The organism is Mixta gaviniae, assembly GCF_002953195.1.
In the GTDB taxonomy this organism is placed as follows: Bacteria; Pseudomonadota; Gammaproteobacteria; order Enterobacterales; family Enterobacteriaceae; genus Mixta; species Mixta gaviniae.
Window position 1 is genome coordinate 958539 of sequence record NZ_CP026377.1, and the last position, 17287, is coordinate 975825.

Here is a 17287-nt window from a genome sequence, read left to right on the forward strand (position 1 = left end):
ACTGCGAACGGTAAATTTTGCAATAGCGATCACATCGCTTCTCTTCAGGTAAATTTACGGGATTGTAGCGTAATTAAAGGTGATTTCGCAGTCTTGTACGCGCGTTTTTAGCGCGTATGATAGCGTCACTGGAGCTGGCTGCAGCCCCCGATCGTCAGATCGTCGCCAATAACCAGGAAAGATGTCATGCGTATTGAAGAAGATTTAAAACTGGGTTTCAAAGATGTTTTAATCCGCCCAAAACGTTCTACATTGAAAAGCCGCTCACAGGTAGAACTGAGCCGTCAGTTTACTTTCAAACACTCCGGCATCGCCTGGTCTGGCGTCCCGATCATTGCCGCTAACATGGATACCGTGGGCACCTTCCGCATGGCGGAAGTGCTGGCCAGCTTCGATATTCTTACTGCGGTGCATAAGCATTACAGCGTTGAGGACTGGCGCGCCTTTGTCCAGCGCGTGCCGGAGCAGGTGCTGCAGCATGTTATGGTTTCTACCGGCACCTCTGACGCCGATTTCGATAAGTTGAAAGCAGTGCTGGCGCTCTCGCCCGCGCTGAACTTTATCTGTATCGACGTGGCGAATGGCTACTCAGAGCATTTCGTTGATTTTCTGCAGCGCGCGCGTGAAGCCTGCCCGGGTAAAACCATCTGTGCGGGCAATGTCGTCACCGGCGAAATGGTGGAGGAGCTGATCCTCTCCGGCGCCGATATCGTCAAGGTAGGGATTGGGCCCGGCTCGGTTTGCACCACGCGGGTAAAAACCGGGGTAGGTTATCCCCAGCTTTCAGCGGTGATTGAGTGCGCTGATGCCGCACACGGCCTGGGCGGGCAGATCGTCAGCGACGGCGGCTGTTCGGTGCCGGGCGATGTCGCCAAGGCGTTCGGCGGCGGCGCGGACTTTGTGATGCTTGGCGGCATGCTGGCCGCGCATGACGAATGTGAAGGCCATATTGTGGAGGAGAACGGCGAGAAGTTTATGCTGTTCTACGGTATGAGTTCCGAATCGGCGATGAAGCGCCACGTCGGCGGCGTCGCGCAATACCGCGCGGCTGAAGGCAAGACCGTTAAGCTACCGCTGCGTGGCCCGGTAGACGCCACGGCGCGCGATATCCTTGGCGGCCTGCGTTCCGCCTGCACCTACGTAGGTGCGGAACGCCTGAAAGAGCTAACCAAACGCACCACCTTTATTCGTGTGGCGGAGCAGGAAAACCGCGTCTTTAATCGCTAATTCATTACCCCGCCCAGATTAAAAATGGGCAGATACATGGCGACCACCAGCGTGCCGACAATGGCGCCGGTAACCAGCATCATTACCGGCTCCAGCGTAGTCGCCAGCGTATCCGCCAGCTCATGCGTCTGGCTCTCATGCCACTGCGCCAGGCGCGCCAGCAACACATCCAGCGCGCCCGCTTCCTCTCCCGTTTTTATCAGCTGCCGGCACAGGGAAGTAAACAGTGCGCTGTCGGCGATCGCCTGATGCAGCGGCGTTCCCTCTGCAATCTGTTTCTGCAACTGCCGCATCGCCTCGCGCCACAACAGCGGCGCTAACGTCTCTTCTACCGCCTGCAGCCCCTGCAGCAGCGGCAGGCCCGCCTGCTGCGTCAGGGTTAGGGTGGCGAATATCTGGCTGAGCAGGCTGCCGCGCCACAGCCGCGCAAACAGCGGTAGCCGCAGCAAAAATCGCTGTTCGCTTCGCTGCCATGCGGGCCAGCGCTTGCGCCGCCAGCGCCAGACGCCGACCAGCGCCGCCGCGCAGAGCGCCAGCGGCGCGAACAGCTGCTGCAGGCTGGCTGACAGCGCCAGCACGGCGGCGGTAAACGCAGGCAGCGGCGCGTTAAATGTCTGGTAGATGGCGACGAACTCCGGCAGCACCAGCAGAAGCATGCCGATGGAAACCGTCAGCGCCACCAGTAAGATAAACAGTGGGTAGCGCAGCGCGGCGGCCACCTTTCTCTGCAGCCGCATCTGCCGCTCCTGCTGGCCTGCCAGCTGCGCGCAGCAGCGATCGAGCTGGCCGGTCAGCTCGCCGACCTTCATCAGCGCGCCGTAGAGCGGAGGGAATATTCCTGGCCACTTCGCCAGCGCGGCGGAAAAAGGCGTACCCTGTGCGACATCATCCTGCAGCGCCAGCAGCAGGGCGCGCCAGCCAGGATGAGGTTCGCCTTCGCTGAGCAGCCCCAGCCCGGCGGATAAGGTCAGGCCAGCTTTTAACAGCGTTGCCAGCTGATGCATCAGTGCGATTTTCTGGCGCGTTTTCCAGTCGCGGGCGCGGTAGTACTTTCCCGCTTTGCAGGAAAGCGGCATATAGCCCAGTTCCGCCATTTTAGCCATGAGGGCAGGCTCATTTTCCAGCAGCCAGCATCCCTCAAGCAGCTCCCCCTGTTGATCCATCGCCTGCCAGCGCCAGAGACGGTGGTTAGCCATGTTCAACGCCGACCACGCGGTACACTTCCGCCAGTGAGGTGTCGCCGCGGTTAACTGCCCGCAGCCCTTCCGCCAGCAGGCTGTTCAGACCGGACCGCTGCGCCAGCGCCTTTAACGTCTCGCTGCCGGCGTTCGCCGCAATAGCCGCCTGCAGCTCGCTGGTGACCGGCAACAGCTCAAACAGCGCCAGCCGACCGTAGTAACCGGAAAAGCAGTGATCGCAGCCGGCAGCCTGCCAGTTCTGCAGGCTGCCCGACCAGAGATGGGCGGGCAGGCCCTCAATGTTATCCGCAGGGGCGCGGCAGCGTGGACAAAGCCGCCGCACCAGCCGCTGCGCAATCACCAGCCGCAGCGCGGACGCGAGCAGATAGCCTGGAATGCCCATCTGCCTAAGGCGCGTCAGCGTCTCGATAGGGGCGTTGGTATGCAGAGTGGAAAGCACCAGGTGACCGGTCTGCGCCGCTTTGACGGCGATTTCCGCACTTTCGCCGTCACGAATTTCGCCCAGCATGATCACATCCGGATCCTGGCGCAGCAGGGCGCGCAGCACGCGCTGAAAATCCAGTCCGGCGCGCGGGTTGATTTGCGTTTGATTAACGCCGTCCAGCGGAATTTCCACCGGATCCTCAACGCTGCACAAATTTTTTCCGGGCTGGTTAAGGTGGCTCAGGCCGCTATAGAGCGTACAGGTCTTGCCGCTGCCGGTTGGGCCGGTCACCAGGATCAGCCCCTGCGGCTGAGCCAGCGCACGGCGAAAAACGTCAAGCGCGGCGGGCGGCATGCCCAACTGCGCCAATGACAGCGCCTGCGACGCGCCCTGCAGCAAACGGATCGCCGCCTTTTCGCCGTTGAGAAGCGGCAGGGTCGCAAGGCGAAAGGCAATCTCCTCGCCCTGCATGCTGATGCTGAACTGCCCATCCTGCGGCAGGCGGCGCTCGGCGATATCCAGATGAGCGAGGATCTTGAGGCGCGCCAGCAGCGGCGCCTGCTGCGCCTCGGTGATGGCCTGCAGCGGCTGCATTACGCCGTCAATGCGCAGCCGCACGCGCATGCCCTCCGCGCAGGGTTCGATATGGATATCGGAGGCGCGTCGCTGAAACGCCTGCAGCAGCAGCCGCTCCACCAGGGCGGCCACCGGGGCGGAGGGCTGCAGCGCCTCATTGGATGGCGCAGGCGCGTCGCGCTGCTGCTCAAGCCGCGCCTGCGGCCATCGCTCTACCGAGACCTGACGCTGACCGGTAAACTGCAGCGCCTCCAGCATCGCAGAGGAGGGCGCGCCGGCAACCGCCACCGTAATCGTTGCGTCATCTTCACCGATCAGCAGCGCCTGATACTGATGGCAGATTTCCTGCAGACGCAGATCAGCGCCGCTCATGGTGTCATCCCGCCATCATCGAAGCGAAACACCGCGCGGCAGGCATCCTGCAAAGCGGCGTTGGCGCTGTCGCAGCTGCGTTGCCAGCTCATCTGCCCCTCATTGCTTTGCCACTGCGGGGTAAGGGTGACCGTCAGACCGTTGAGGCTCTCCTGACCGGTGAGGACGATCGCGCCTGACGCCACGCTAAGCGAAGCCACATAACGCGATCCTTTTGCTGCAGGCACGCCATTGCTGCCCGCGCTGCAGCCTGCGGTGGCGCCATGTTCCACCGCGCACAGTTCGACCGCCGTTTTGTAAGGCAGCATGGTTTGCAGCATATCGGTCAGGGCGGCTTTTTGCAGGTAGCTCTGATAGGCGGGCATGCCGATAGCGCTGAGTATCGCCACGATGCCAATCACGATCATCAGCTCAATTAGCGTAAAACCTCGTTGTTTCATTTTTCACCTCTCCCTATGAATAACGGGCCTGACGTTAACCAACGGAGCGAGAAGGGACGAGAGAAAGAGGGGAGAACTGGAAAAATGGCCGGGAAAAAATCGTCACGTTACCGCAGGCGGCAAAAAAACGGGAAGCGGTCTCGCAAAATTATCAGGTGACAGGTCAGGGGAAGGCGCGGGCACGGGCTGGCAAAGTGATGCGGCAATATGTCAGAGGAAGGAGCAAGAAACAGGCTGGCAAAGTGATGTGGCAATATGTCAGAGGAAGGGGCAAGAAACAGGCTGGCAAAATGATGCGGCGATATGTCAGAGGAAGGGGCAAGAAACAGGCTGGCAAAGTGATGCGGTCACAGAACAGAGCCAGGCGGGGAAACGGCCTGACGTGTCACCTGCGGCAGGTAAAAGAGTGGCGCTTTGGCGCGCCACCCGGCCTTACTCCTGACGGAAGCGCATCGAGAGATCGAGCGCCCGCACGTGCTTGGTCAGCGCGCCAACGGAAATATAATCAACGCCGGTTTCGGCGAAGCTGCGTAGCGTCTGGTCGGTGACATTACCAGAAACCTCCAGCAACGCCCGCCCCTGATTGAGGTTGACCGCTTCACGCATCTGCTGCACGGAAAAGTTGTCCAGCATAACGATGTCGGCGCCCGCGGCCAGCGCCTGCTCCAGCTCATCCAGCGTTTCAACCTCTACCTCAACCGGCACGTCCGGATGCAGCCAGAGCGCCTTTTCCACCGCCTGCTGAATGGATCCGCTGGCGATAATATGGTTCTCTTTGATCAAAAAGGCATCAGACAATCCAAGGCGATGGTTTTCCCCGCCGCCGCACAGCACGGCATATTTCAGCGCAGTGCGCAGCCCGGGCAGGGTCTTACGCGTATCCAGCAGGCGGGTCTGCGTCCCTTCCAGCAGACTGACATAGCGGCTGACTTCGCTGGCGACGCCGGAAAGCGTCTGTACAAAGTTGAGCGCGGTACGTTCGGCGGTAAGCAGCAGGCGCGCCGGGCCGGTAACCTCAAACAGCGTTTGTCCCGCCTGGATCCTGTCGCCATCCGCAACGTGCCAGGTCAACCGCGCCTGATTGCCCAGCTGAATAAACACTTCTTCCACCCAGCGTTTACCACAGAAAACACCCGCTTCGCGCGTAATCACCGTCGCCTCGGCCTGCTTATCGGCGGGCAACAGGCTGGCGGTGATATCATTTTCCGCATCGGCTTCGCCGCCAAGATCTTCACGCAACGCCTGTGCTACCGCGCCTGGTATATCATCTTCAATGCGTGAAAGCAGGGCGGTGCGTCGGCTTTCAGGGTTGTAACGTCGCTGTGTCATAAGGCTCCCGTGATGGTTTTTGGCGATGCGCTTACTCTATCCTGGCGCGTCGTCAGGCGCCAGTTTAGCTGTTAAGGTTTAGTGTGCTAAACAGTATGTATATTTCCTTGCCAGCTCTTCGCTGCCGGCGGCGCGATTTCACCCGGCAAAAGCGCCCGGCGTCCGGCGCACAAGGAATGTAAAGAGGACGGCAAAATCATGTTAGGCTGTGTAAAAAAACGAACAGGAGATCCCGGCATGGAGTTAAAAGAGGGCTGGCTGACAGAGGTGCGCCAGGTGCTTTCACCGCATTTCAATATCCGTCCGGACGAAGAGACGCCCAGCCTGCTGGTGGTGCATAACATCAGCCTGCCGCCCGGTGAATTCGGCGGCCCCTGGATTGATGCGCTGTTTACCGGCACGCTCGATCCCGCCGCGCATCCCTATTTTGCCGATATCGCGCATCTGCGCGTCGCCGCGCACTGTTTAATCCGACGCGACGGCGAGATCGTGCAATATGTGCCTTTCGATAAGCGCGCCTGGCACGCAGGCCTTTCCTGCTGGCAGGGACGGGAAAACTGCAATGACTTTTCCATCGGCATTGAGCTGGAAGGAACCGATACGCTCGCTTACACCGATGCGCAGTATCAGGCGCTGCAGGCGATAACGCGCCTGCTGATGCAGCATTATCCGATTACGCCCGCGCGTATAACCGGGCACAGTGATATCGCGCCGGAACGCAAGACCGATCCAGGTCCCGCGTTCGACTGGACGCGCTTTCTGCGCGGTCTGCCGGAGACCGCCAGCTTACATTTACCGGAGCGCAATGCATGACGCTTTTTTCTTTGTTACTGGTTTTAGGCTGGGAACGCCTGTTTAAAATGGGTGAACGCTGGCAGCTTGATCATCGTCTGGAGCCGTTTTTCCGTCAGCGCCGCCGCTTTTCCCTCTGGCGCACTCTTGGTATGACGCTGGTGGCGATGCTGCTGGTGCTGGTGATTATCCTTTCGCTGCGCGGCCTGTTCTTCGGCGTGGCGCAGCTGCTGTTCTGGATCGTGACGGGGCTGCTCTGTATCGGCGCCGGCTCAATGCGCCTGCACTATCACGCCTATCTGAAGGCCGCCAGCCACGGCGACGCCAACGCCTGCGGCGCGATGGCGGAGGAGCTGACGCTGATCCACGGCATGCCGGTGGAGTGCAATCAGCAGGAGACGCTAAAGGAGCTGCAAAACGCGCTGCTGTGGATTAACTACCGCTTCTATCTGGCGCCGCTGTTCTGGTTTGTCGTTGGCGGCGCGTATGGGCCGGTGCTGCTGACCGGCTACGCCTTTCTGCGCGCCTGGCAAAGCTGGCTGGCGAAACACCAGACGCCGCTGGAGCGTGCCCGTTCCGGCATCGATCGTATTCTTCACTGGGTAGATTGGATCCCGGTGCGCCTGGCGGGGGCGGCTTACGCGCTGCTGGGACATGGCGAACGCGCGCTGCCCGCCTGGTTTGCGGAACTGGGCGATCTGCATCGCCCGCAGTATCAGGTGCTGACGCAGCTGGCGCAGTATTCGCTGGAGCGCGACGCGCGTAACGACAGCGTGGAAACGCCACGGATTGCCGTGGCGCTGGCCAAGAAGGTCTCGCTGGTGATTGTGGTTGTGGTAGCGCTACTCACCATTTACGGCACGCTGGTGTAGCGCAGTATCCGCCGGCGGCACGCCAAAGTCCGGCATGCCGTTGGCGTCCCAGCGAATAGCTTTTATCCGCGTATGGCGATTCGGATCCCACAGCGGGTCGCCCTCAATTTCGGTGTAGTTGCGCGCGTGATAGACCAGCAGATCGTTGCCCGCTTCATCAACGGTAAAGCTGTTGTGTCCCGGGCCATACTGGCGGTTTTCCCAGCTGGTAGTGAAAACCGGACGGGCCGATTTATTCCAGTGGGCAGGCTGCATCGGGTCATCATCCACGTCGATCCACAGCAGGCCCAGACAGTAATTTTCATCCGTCGCGCTGGCGGAATAGCTGACAAACAGGCGGTTGCCGTGACGAATAACCGCCGGCCCTTCGTTAACGCTGAAGCCCGCGCACTCCCACTCATATTCAGGGCGGCTCAGCATCACCGGGCGGCCTTTCAGCGTCCAGGGATTCTCCAGCTCCGCCAGATAGAGGTTAGAGTTACCGGGAATGGCCGGATCTTTTTGCGCCCACAGATACCACTGCTTCTCCTGATGGCGGAAGGTGGTCGCATCGAGCGAAAAGCTGTTGATCGGCGTCTGAATACGCCCGCGATCCAGCCACTCACCCGTCAGCGGATCGGCGTCGTCACAGGTTAGGGCGTACATGCGATGCTGAAACAGCCCCTCTTTGATCTCGCGGCTGGGCGCTGCGGCGAAATAAATCACCCACTGGCCCGCTACATGGTGAATTTCCGGCGCCCAGATCAACGCGCTCATCGGGCCGACGTCGGGTTTACGCCATACCACTACCGGCTCTGCTTCCACCAGCCCAATGATCGTATCGGCGCAGCGCAGCTCCAGACGATCGTATTCGGGCACCGAGGCAATAAAATAGTAGCGATCCTGATGGCGTAAAATAAACGGGTCCGCCCGCTGTTCGATGAGGGGATTTGGCCACTGGCTGGTCATGGTGCCGTTCCTTCTGGTTTGATAGCGAAAGTATTGCCGTCGCGCAGCGCGCTCAGCTCACGATAGTTTTCCCGACGTTTCGCCAGATCCTGCTGGATGGTCTGCATCAGATGGCGATCGACTTTCAACAGGCGCACCACGCCTGCGGTAATCAGGTAGCCGACACCGGGGATCACGGTAAACAGCAGCATAATGCCGTTGATGGCGCTGGCGCCCTGTTGTTTCGCGCCCGCATCGTAGCCGTAGAAAGAGAGCAGGAAGCCAACCATCGCTCCGGCCACCGCCAGGCCCACCTTCAGGAAGAACAGGTTGCCGGAGAAGCTGATGCCGGTGATACGTTTGCCGGTCTTCCACTCGCCGTAATCATCCACGTCCGCCATCAGCGACCAGTGCAGCGGGGAAGGGATCTGGTGCAGGATATTCAGCAGGAAGTACATGACCGCCACCAGCACCGTCGCCTGCGGATCGAGGAAGTAAAAGCCGCAGGAGAAAATTGCCAGCGCGATATTGGTCCAGAAAAAGACTTTCAGCTTGCACCAGCGGTCGGTCAGCACTTTCGCCAGCGTACTGCCAATCATCATGCCGACCACGCCAAGGCTGATAAACAGCGTGGCGAAGTGGGTGGATTGCCCCATAACCCAGGTGACATAGTACATCGTCGCCGCCATACGGATAAAGCCGGGGCAGACGTTGCAGAAGGTCAGCAGCAGAATGCGCACCCACTGATCGTTTTTCCACACATCGCGCAGATCGTTTTTCAAATCGTCGTTGGTCGGCACGGCGGGGCGGATGCGTTCGCGCACCGTAGCGAAGCAGTAAAGAAACATCAGCAGCCCGATCACCGCCATCACGCCCATCGCCATCTGATAGCCGCGCGCCTTGTCGCCGCCGCCGAACCATTCAGTCATCGGCAGCAGCGTGAGGGAGAGGATCAGCGTCGCGATGCCAACCATCACGAAGCGATAGGATTGGCAGGAGACGCGCTCATGAGGATCGTTGGTGATGACGCCGCCCAGCGAGCAGTAGGGGATATTGATGGCGGTATAGGCCAGCGACATCAGGAAATAGGTGACGAAGGCGTACATCACCTTATATTCGTAGCTCCAGTCGGGCGTGGTAAACATCAGTACGCTGAACAGAACGTAAGGCACCGAGACCCACAGCAGCCACGGACGAAAGCGTCCCCAGCGGCTCTGGGTGCGATCGGCCACGGCGCCCATAATAGGATCGGTCACCGCATCCAGCACGCGCACAGAAAGCAGCAATACGCCGACCAGCGCAGGCGCCAGGCCGAATACATCGGTATAAAAATAGTTAAGAAACAGCATAATCGCGCCGCCGATCATATTGCAGCCGGCGTCGCCCATGCCATAACCCAGCTTTTCTTTAAAAGAAAGCGCAGAGCTTTTCATCATTTTTGTCTCCCACTGAGCAGTGGAATGATTATTGCGGCTTAACGATCGGTGAGCTAATACAGGTTGGTCATGAAGATGGACAAAATCACTGCGACGGGAAAAATGTGAAGGGCGTAACGCTTAGCGTAAAGGAAAAGCCGGGCGTGGGGCGCCCGGCGGAAGATTAAGCGCGCTGTGTTTTGTTCTTCACGGCGTAGCCAATTGCCAGCACCACCAGCCAGACCGGGATCAGCCAGACGGAGATCGCCATACCCGGCGTCATCAGCATAATCACCAGAATGGCGAGCAGGAAGGCGAGACAGATCCAGTTGCCCAGTGGATAGAGGATGGCGCGGAAGCGTGTCTGCACGCCCTGGCGATCCTTGGCCCGGCGGAACTTCAGGTGCGCCAGGCTGATCATCGCCCAGTTGATCACCAGTGCGGAGACCACCAGCGCCATCAGCAGCCCGAACGCTTCGCCCGGCATCAGATAGTTGATCAGCACGCAGATGGCGGTCGCCAGTGCCGAGACGCCCAGCGCGACATAAGGCACGCCGCGGCGATCGACTTTCAGCAGCGCCTGTGGGCCGCTGCCCTGTTTTGCCAGGCCGTAGAGCATGCGGCTGTTACTGTAGACGCAGCTGTTATAGACCGACAGCGCCGCGGTCAGGAACACCACGTTTAACACGTTGGCCACCAGCGTTTCGCCGAGATCGTGGAAAATCATCACGAATGGGCTGCTCTCGCCGACCACTTTCACCCACGGATAGAGCGACAGCAGCACCGCCAGCGAGCCGATATAGAAGATAAGGATGCGGTAGATAACCTGATTGGTGGCGCGCGGAATGCTTTTACCCGGATCATCAGCTTCGGCGGCGGTAATGCCCACCAGCTCAAGGCCGCCGAAGGAGAACATGATCACCGCCATCGCCATCACTAACCCGCTGATGCCGTGAGGGAAGAAGCCGCCATGATCCCAGATGTTACTGACTGATGCCTGCGGGCCGCCTTGTCCGCTAAGCAGCAGCCAGCCGCCGAACAGGATCATGCCAACCACGGCAACCACTTTGATGATCGCGAACCAGAACTCCATCTCGCCGTAAACTTTAACGTTAGTCAGGTTGATGGCGTTAATCAGCAAAAAGAAGATAGCGGCGGTCGCCCAGGAGGGGAAGTCGGGCCACCAGACCTGCACATATTTGCCGACGGCGGTCAATTCCGCCATTGCCACCAGCACATACAGCACCCAGTAGTTCCAGCCGGAAGCGAAGCCGGCAAAGTTGCCCCAGTATTTATAAGCGAAGTGGCTGAACGATCCGGCGACCGGCTCCTCAACCACCATTTCGCCCAGCTGGCGCATAATCAAAAATGCGATAAAACCGCCAATGGCGTAGCCCAGCAATACTGACGGACCGGCCATTTGGATAGTTTGCCCAATTCCCAGAAACAGGCCGGTGCCGACGGCGCCGCCTAATGCAATCAGCTGAATATGGCGGTTCTTTAACCCGCGCTTCAGCGTCTCGCCCTGCTGTTGTTCCATAAAAACCCTCATGCTTATTCTTACGCCTTCCCTGTCGAGCTGGCGTTTTAACGCCTGCAAGCAGACGTCAGACGTTGTAATAATATCGTTACGATACTTGTATTGTTAATTTTACACGGGCGATTGTCGCAATTTGTTTCGGGTGCTATCGCGAGGCTCAGAATAGTGTTAGGCGCAAAATATTGCACCTGCTTTCTTTTTCATTACGTACGATTCTCAGAAAAGCGTTGCGCCGGTCACGCTGAAATTATTTTTTGCCATGGAATTCGAATAAAGACGAATAGCGTTCGCTTATGACGTAAAATGAGATCCAGATCTAACTTCGTGTAAGGTTTGGTAAAATCGCGTCGAGAGGATTGCCTGTTCCCTGAGAAATGGCGCATTTTCCGCGCTGTTTTCAGGCATTTCACCACCTCGCAGGCGTCACAATTCGGGCTGAAGCCATATAGACAGAAGGTGAATACTTTGTTACTTTAGCGTCACTTTTTTCCAATTGGTATTACCAATTTACTCGGCGCCTGGCAGAAGAAGGGACAATGGCCTACAGTAAGATTCGCCAACCAAAGCTCTCCGATGCAATAGAGCAACAGCTTGAGTCCCTGATTATGGAAGGGACGCTGCGTCCGGGTGAAAAGCTTCTCCCTGAGCGTGAACTCGCCAAGCAGTTCGATGTTTCACGCCCCTCTTTGCGTGAAGCGATACAACGCCTGGAAGCGAAAGGATTACTGCTGCGTCGTCAGGGCGGAGGCACCTTCGTCCAAAAGAACCTGTGGCAGAGCCTGAGCGATCCGCTGGTAGGGCTGCTCGCCGATCATCCTGAATCCCAGTTTGACCTGCTGGAAACCCGCCACGCTCTTGAAGGGATCGCCGCTTACTACGCCGCGCTTCGCGGCACTGAAGAAGATTTACAGCGCATTCGCGACTGCCATCTGGCTATTCAGCACGCTCAGCAGAGCGGCGATCTTGATGCCGAAGCGGATGCGGTAATGCAGTATCAAATCGCCGTCACGGAAGCGGCCCACAATGTCGTGCTGCTGCATCTGCTGCGCTCGATGGGCCCGATGCTGGAAAAGAACGTACGACAGAATTTTGAATTGCTTTACTCACGCCGGGAAATGCTGGCACAGGTGAGCAACCATCGCGCCAGTATTTTTGAGGCGATTGTGGCCCGCGAGCCGGAAAAGGCGCGCGAAGCCTCACACCGTCATCTGGCGTTTATCGAGGAGATATTGCTGGACAGAAGTCGGGAGCAGACGCGTCGTGAACGCTCCCTGCGTCGTTTACAGCAACGTAAGGAATAACGCGTAATCTTAAAAAACCAGGATTTTGCGTGATGGTATCCAGGTCGCCGACCGCGGCTCAGGCGTTCAGCAAGAACGGCGGGTTAACGACGGAGAGGCTTGTCGCCAGCAGGTAAAAGATAAGGGAATACGCGGCAACTAACGACGGGCCTGTCTCCTTGCATTTTGGAACGAAGCAGAATGCAGGGAGACAGGCTCCAGACAATTCAACGTATTAGACACAGATAAGGAATACCCCCATGTCAGAACGTTTACATAATGACGTGGATCCGATCGAAACCCGCGACTGGCTACAGGCGATCGAATCGGTCATCCGTGAAGAAGGTGTTGAGCGTGCGCAGTTCCTGATTGACCAGGTGCTGAATGAAGCGCGTAAAGGCGGCGTAAAGGTCGCTGCAGGTACTGCTGTCAGCAACTATATCAACTCTATCGCCGTTGAAGATGAACCGGACTATCCGGGCAACACCTCTCTGGAGCGTCGTATCCGTTCCGCAATTCGCTGGAACGCCATGATGGCGGTACTGCGTGCGTCGAAAAAAGATCTGGAGCTGGGCGGTCACCTCTCATCCTTCCAGTCTTCCGCGACTATCTATGAAGTCTGCTTCAACCATTTCTTCCGCGCGCGCAACGATAAAGATGGCGGCGATCTGGTGTATTTCCAGGGGCATATCTCTCCGGGCGTCTACTCCCGTGCGTTCCTTGAAGGCCGCCTGACCGAAGAGCAGATGAATAACTTCCGTCAGGAAGTGCATGGCAACGGCCTCTCTTCTTATCCGCACCCGAAACTGATGCCAGATTTCTGGCAGTTCCCGACCGTATCCATGGGTCTGGGCCCGCTTTCCGCTATCTATCAGGCGAAGTTCCTGAAATATCTGGAACACCGCGGCCTGAAAGACACCTCCGCGCAGACCGTTTACGCGTTCCTGGGCGATGGCGAGATGGATGAGCCGGAATCTAAAGGTGCCATCACCATCGCGACCCGCGAGAAGCTGGACAACCTGGTGTTCGTCATCAACTGTAACCTGCAGCGTCTGGATGGCCCGGTCACCGGCAACGGTAAGATCATTAACGAACTGGAAGGCATCTTTGGTGGCGCCGGCTGGGAAGTGATCAAGGTTATCTGGGGCAGCCGTTGGGACGAACTGCTGCGCAAAGATACCAGCGGCAAGCTGATTCAGCTGATGAACGAAACCGTCGACGGCGACTATCAGACCTTTAAATCACGCAACGGCGCCTACGTGCGCGAGCATTTCTTCGGTAAATATCCGGAAACCGCCGAGCTGGTGAAAGATATGTCCGACGACGAGATCTTCGCCTTGAACCGCGGCGGTCACGATCCGAAGAAAATCTACGCGGCGCTGAAAAAAGCGCAGGAAACCAAAGGCAAACCGGTAGTGATCCTGGCGCATACCATTAAAGGTTATGGTATGGGCGACACCGCGGAAGGCAAGAACATCGCGCACCAGGTGAAGAAGATGAACATGGACGGCGTCCGCTACGTCCGCGATCGCTTCAACGTGCCGGTGGCTGATGAAGCGCTGGAAAAACTGCCGTACGTCACCTTCGAAAAAGATTCCGAAGAGTACAACTACCTGCACGGCCAGCGTCAGAAGCTGGGCGGCTATCTGCCGAGCCGTCAGCCGAACTTCTCTGAGAAGCTTGAGCTGCCGACGCTGGAAGATTTCGCGCCGCTGCTGGAAGAGCAGAACAAAGAGATCTCCACCACTATCGCCTTCGTTCGCGCCCTGAACGTGATGCTGAAGAACAAGTCGATCAAAGATCGTCTGGTGCCGATCATCGCCGATGAAGCGCGTACCTTCGGTATGGAAGGCCTGTTCCGTCAGATCGGTATTTACAGCCCGAACGGCCAGCAGTACACGCCGCAGGACCGTGAGCAGGTTGCCTACTACAAAGAAGACGAAAAAGGTCAGATCCTGCAGGAAGGGATCAACGAACTGGGTGCCGGCGCGTCCTGGCTGGCTGCTGCGACCTCCTACAGCACCAACAACCTGCCGATGATCCCGTTCTACATCTACTATTCCATGTTCGGCTTCCAGCGTATCGGCGATCTCTGCTGGGCGGCGGGCGACCAACAGGCGCGCGGCTTCCTGGTCGGCGGCACCTCCGGTCGTACCACGCTGAACGGCGAAGGTCTGCAGCACGAAGATGGCCACAGCCATATCCAGTCGCTGACTATCCCGAACTGTATCTCTTACGATCCGGCGTTCGCCTATGAAGTGGCGGTGATCATGCAGGATGGCCTGACGCGCATGTATGGCGAAGCGCAGGAAAACATCTACTACTACATCACCACGCTGAACGAAAACTACCACATGCCGGCGATGCCGCAGGGTGCGGAAGAGGGTATCCGTAAAGGTATCTACAAGCTGGAAACCGTAGAAGGCAGCAAAGGCAAAGTGCAGCTGCTGGGCTCCGGCTCCATCCTGCGTCACGTACGCGATGCGGCGCAGATCCTGGCAAAAGATTACGGCATCGGCTCCGACGTCTACAGCGTAACCTCGTTCACCGAGCTGGCGCGCGACGGTCAGGACTGTGAGCGCTGGAACATGCTGCACCCGACGGAAGAAGCGCGTATTCCTTATATCGCTCAGGTGATGAACGATGCGCCTGCCGTGGCCTCAACCGACTACATGAAACTGTTCGCTGAACAGGTTCGCAGCTACATTCCGGCCAGCGACTATCGCGTACTGGGCACCGACGGCTTCGGCCGCTCTGACAGCCGTGAGAACCTGCGTCACCACTTCGAAGTAGATGCTTCCTACGTGGTGGTAGCAGCGCTGGGCGAACTGGCCAAACGCGGCGAAATCGATAAGAAAGTGGTGGCGGACGCCATTGCCAAATTCGATATCGATGCAGATAAAGTCAACCCGCGTCTGGCATAAGAGGTAAAGATTAATGGCTATCGAAATCAAGGTACCGGATATCGGTGCAGATGAAGTTGAAGTGACCGAGATCCTGGTCAAGGTTGGCGACAAGGTGGAAGCCGAGCAGTCGCTGATCGTGGTAGAAGGCGACAAAGCGTCGATGGAAGTGCCTTCTCCGCAGGCGGGCGTGGTGAAAGAGATCAAAGTCAGCACCGGCGACAAAGTCGAAACCGGCAAACTGATTATGATTTTTGACGCAGAGGGCGCGGCGGAAGCTGCGCCAGCGCCGGCCGCTGAGAAGAAAGCTGACGCGCAGCCTGCGCCGGCCGCCGCCGCCAGCAAAGAGGTCAACGTGCCGGATATCGGCAGCGACGAAGTCGAAGTGACCGAAATCCTGGTGAAAGTGGGCGACAGCGTTGAAGCGGAACAGTCACTGATCGTGGTTGAGGGCGATAAAGCCTCAATGGAAGTGCCTGCGCCGTTCGCCGGCACGGTGAAAGAGATCAAAATCAACACCGGCGACAAAGTCAGCACCGGCTCGCTGATTATGATCTTCGAAACCGCGGACGCCGGCGACGCCGCTGCGGCTAAGCCGCAGGTGAAAGAGGAAGCGGCCAGCGCGCCGGCGGCCTCTGGCGGCTCAGCGACCAAAGAGGTTAAGGTGCCGGATATCGGCGGTGACGAAGTGGAAGTCACCGAAGTGCTGGTAAAAGCGGGTGATAAAGTCACCGCTGAGCAGTCGCTGATCGTGGTTGAGGGCGATAAAGCCTCAATGGAAGTCCCGGCGCCGTTCGCCGGCACGGTGAAAGAGATCAAAATCAACACCGGCGACAAAGTCAGCACCGGCTCGCTGATCATGCTGTTCGAAGTGGAAGGCGCTGCGCCAGCGGCCGCACCGGCGGCGAAGCAGGAAGCATCCGCGCCGGCGCCTCAGGCTGAAAAAGCGGCTCCGGCTGCTGCGGCAAAAGCCAGCGGTAAAGATGAGTTCGCCGAGAACGATGCCTACGTCCACGCGACGCCGGTTATTCGTCGCCTGGCGCGCGAGTTCGGCGTTAACCTGGCGAAGGTAAAAGGCACCGGCCGTAAAGGACGTATTCTGAAAGAAGACGTTCAGAGCTATGTGAAAGACGCGGTAAAACGCGCCGAGTCTGCGCCTGCTGCGGCAAGCGGCGGCGGTCTGCCGGGCATGCTGCCGTGGCCGAAAGTGGACTTCAGCAAGTTCGGTGAAATCGAAGAAGTCGAGCTGGGCCGTATCCAGAAAATCTCGGGTGCCAACCTGAGCCGTAACTGGGTGATGATCCCGCACGTTACGCACTTCGACAAAACCGACATCACCGAGCTGGAAGCGTTCCGTAAACAGCAGAACGCCGAAGCGGAGAAGCGCAAGCTGGATGTGAAGATCACCCCGGTCGTCTTCATCATGAAAGCGGTGGCTGCCGCGCTGGAGCAGATGCCGCGCTTCAACAGCTCGCTGTCCGAAGATGGCCAGAAGCTGACGCTGAAGAAATATATCAACATCGGCGTGGCGGTCGATACGCCGAACGGCCTGGTGGTTCCGGTGTTCAAAGATGTTAACAAAAAAGGCATCATTGAACTCTCGCGCGAACTGATGACCATCTCCAAAAAAGCGCGCGACGGCAAGCTGACCGCTGGCGAAATGCAGGGCGGTTGCTTCACCATCTCCAGCATCGGCGGCCTGGGCACCACCCACTTCGCGCCGATCGTCAACGCGCCGGAAGTGGCTATCCTTGGGGTATCTAAATCCGCGATGGAGCCGGTCTGGAACGGCAAAGAGTTCGTGCCGCGCCTGATGCTGCCGATCTCGCTCTCTTTCGACCACCGCGTGATCGATGGAGCCGATGGTGCGCGTTTCATCACCATCATCAACAACACCTTAAGCGATATTCGCCGTCTGGTGATGTAACAACGATAAAGGCCGGCTTATGCCGGCCTTCTCACAGGTCAGGTTATCGCCGCTGAACCTGCCT

13 protein-coding genes are annotated in these 17287 nt (G+C 58.4%); 6 read left to right on the top strand and 7 right to left on the bottom strand.

The window, feature by feature from the left end; translation table 11 throughout:
* Positions 1 to 186: 186 nt before the first annotated feature.
* Positions 187 to 1227 (top strand): GMP reductase, encoded by a 1041-nt coding sequence (locus C2E15_RS04400; protein WP_104956293.1) that lies wholly within the window; start codon positions 187 to 189, stop codon positions 1225 to 1227.
* Here C2E15_RS04400 and hofC read toward each other — a convergent pair.
* From hofC to nadC, 4 genes are all read right to left on the bottom strand, one after another.
* Positions 1224 to 2423, bottom strand: a complete 1200-nt coding sequence (gene hofC, locus C2E15_RS04405; protein ID WP_104956294.1) for a protein transport protein HofC — start codon at positions 2421 to 2423, stop codon at positions 1224 to 1226. The genes C2E15_RS04400 and hofC overlap by 4 nt on opposite strands.
* Positions 2416 to 3798 (bottom strand): type II secretion system protein GspE, encoded by a 1383-nt coding sequence (gspE, locus tag C2E15_RS04410; protein ID WP_104956295.1) that lies wholly within the window; start codon positions 3796 to 3798, stop codon positions 2416 to 2418. The genes hofC and gspE overlap by 8 nt, the downstream gene beginning before the upstream one ends.
* Positions 3795 to 4238 carry a prepilin peptidase-dependent pilin gene (ppdD, locus tag C2E15_RS04415; RefSeq protein WP_104956296.1) on the bottom strand — a complete coding sequence of 148 codons (444 nt, stop codon included), beginning with the start codon at positions 4236 to 4238 and terminating at the stop codon, positions 3795 to 3797. Before ppdD ends, gspE begins: the two co-directional genes overlap by 4 nt.
* Positions 4239 to 4670: 432 nt before the next feature.
* Entirely contained in the window at positions 4671 to 5567 is an 897-nt protein-coding gene (gene nadC, locus C2E15_RS04420; protein WP_104956297.1) for a carboxylating nicotinate-nucleotide diphosphorylase, read from the bottom strand.
* 237 nt (positions 5568 to 5804) lie between these two features.
* Between nadC and ampD the strand changes: the two genes are divergently transcribed.
* Both ampD and ampE read left to right on the top strand, forming a co-directional pair.
* The gene (ampD, locus tag C2E15_RS04425) at positions 5805 to 6380 is read left to right on the top strand and encodes a 1,6-anhydro-N-acetylmuramyl-L-alanine amidase AmpD (RefSeq protein ID WP_104956298.1); all 576 of its coding nucleotides are present in this window, start codon (positions 5805 to 5807) and stop codon (positions 6378 to 6380) included.
* Positions 6377 to 7231 (top strand): beta-lactamase regulator AmpE, encoded by an 855-nt coding sequence (gene ampE, locus C2E15_RS04430; protein WP_104956299.1) that lies wholly within the window; start codon positions 6377 to 6379, stop codon positions 7229 to 7231. The genes ampD and ampE overlap by 4 nt, the downstream gene beginning before the upstream one ends.
* On the opposite strand, the gene C2E15_RS04435 is transcribed toward ampE, so the two are convergent.
* The 3 genes from C2E15_RS04435 to aroP all read right to left on the bottom strand — a co-directional run bounded on the left by C2E15_RS04435 (position 7202) and on the right by aroP (position 11113).
* Positions 7202 to 8179, bottom strand: coding sequence for a glycoside hydrolase family 43 protein (locus C2E15_RS04435; RefSeq protein ID WP_104956300.1), 978 nt, complete (start codon positions 8177 to 8179; stop codon positions 7202 to 7204). The genes ampE and C2E15_RS04435 overlap by 30 nt on opposite strands.
* A complete protein-coding gene (locus C2E15_RS04440) occupies positions 8176 to 9591 on the bottom strand; it encodes a glycoside-pentoside-hexuronide (GPH):cation symporter (protein WP_104959077.1) in 1416 nt (471 codons plus the stop codon). The genes C2E15_RS04435 and C2E15_RS04440 overlap by 4 nt, the downstream gene beginning before the upstream one ends.
* A gap of 166 nt (positions 9592 to 9757) precedes the next feature.
* On the bottom strand, positions 9758 to 11113 hold the full coding sequence (gene aroP, locus C2E15_RS04445) for an aromatic amino acid transporter AroP (RefSeq protein ID WP_104956301.1): 1356 nt from the start codon (positions 11111 to 11113) through the stop codon (positions 9758 to 9760).
* A gap of 536 nt (positions 11114 to 11649) precedes the next feature.
* Between aroP and pdhR the strand changes: the two genes are divergently transcribed.
* From pdhR to aceF, 3 genes are all read left to right on the top strand, one after another.
* The gene (gene pdhR, locus C2E15_RS04450) at positions 11650 to 12414 is read left to right on the top strand and encodes a pyruvate dehydrogenase complex transcriptional repressor PdhR (RefSeq protein ID WP_104956302.1); all 765 of its coding nucleotides are present in this window, start codon (positions 11650 to 11652) and stop codon (positions 12412 to 12414) included.
* 239 nt (positions 12415 to 12653) lie between these two features.
* Entirely contained in the window at positions 12654 to 15317 is a 2664-nt protein-coding gene (aceE, locus tag C2E15_RS04455) for a pyruvate dehydrogenase (acetyl-transferring), homodimeric type (protein ID WP_104956303.1), read from the top strand.
* A 13-nt stretch (positions 15318 to 15330) separates the two neighbouring features.
* Positions 15331 to 17223 (top strand): pyruvate dehydrogenase complex dihydrolipoyllysine-residue acetyltransferase, encoded by a 1893-nt coding sequence (gene aceF / locus C2E15_RS04460; protein WP_104956304.1) that lies wholly within the window; start codon positions 15331 to 15333, stop codon positions 17221 to 17223.
* The last annotated feature ends 64 nt before the right edge of the window (positions 17224 to 17287 follow it).

Bases quoted from the DNA above. Each gene is read 5' to 3' on its own strand.
- C2E15_RS04435 (WP_104956300.1), bottom strand. From the start codon at position 8,179: ATGACCAGCCAGTGGCCAAATCCCCTCATCGAACAGCGGGCGGACCCG.
- aceE (WP_104956303.1), top strand. From the start codon at position 12,654: ATGTCAGAACGTTTACATAATGACGTGGATCCGATCGAAACCCGCGAC.
- pdhR (WP_104956302.1), top strand. From the start codon at position 11,650: ATGGCCTACAGTAAGATTCGCCAACCAAAGCTCTCCGATGCAATAGAG.
- C2E15_RS04440 (WP_104959077.1), bottom strand. From the start codon at position 9,591: ATGAAAAGCTCTGCGCTTTCTTTTAAAGAAAAGCTGGGTTATGGCATG.
- gspE (WP_104956295.1), bottom strand. From the start codon at position 3,798: ATGAGCGGCGCTGATCTGCGTCTGCAGGAAATCTGCCATCAGTATCAG.
- hofC (WP_104956294.1), bottom strand. From the start codon at position 2,423: ATGGCTAACCACCGTCTCTGGCGCTGGCAGGCGATGGATCAACAGGGG.
- ppdD (WP_104956296.1), bottom strand. From the start codon at position 4,238: ATGAAACAACGAGGTTTTACGCTAATTGAGCTGATGATCGTGATTGGC.
- aceF (WP_104956304.1), top strand. From the start codon at position 15,331: ATGGCTATCGAAATCAAGGTACCGGATATCGGTGCAGATGAAGTTGAA.
- C2E15_RS04400 (WP_104956293.1), top strand. From the start codon at position 187: ATGCGTATTGAAGAAGATTTAAAACTGGGTTTCAAAGATGTTTTAATC.
- nadC (WP_104956297.1), bottom strand. From the start codon at position 5,567: ATGACACAGCGACGTTACAACCCTGAAAGCCGACGCACCGCCCTGCTT.
- ampE (WP_104956299.1), top strand. From the start codon at position 6,377: ATGACGCTTTTTTCTTTGTTACTGGTTTTAGGCTGGGAACGCCTGTTT.
- aroP (WP_104956301.1), bottom strand. From the start codon at position 11,113: ATGGAACAACAGCAGGGCGAGACGCTGAAGCGCGGGTTAAAGAACCGC.
- ampD (WP_104956298.1), top strand. From the start codon at position 5,805: ATGGAGTTAAAAGAGGGCTGGCTGACAGAGGTGCGCCAGGTGCTTTCA.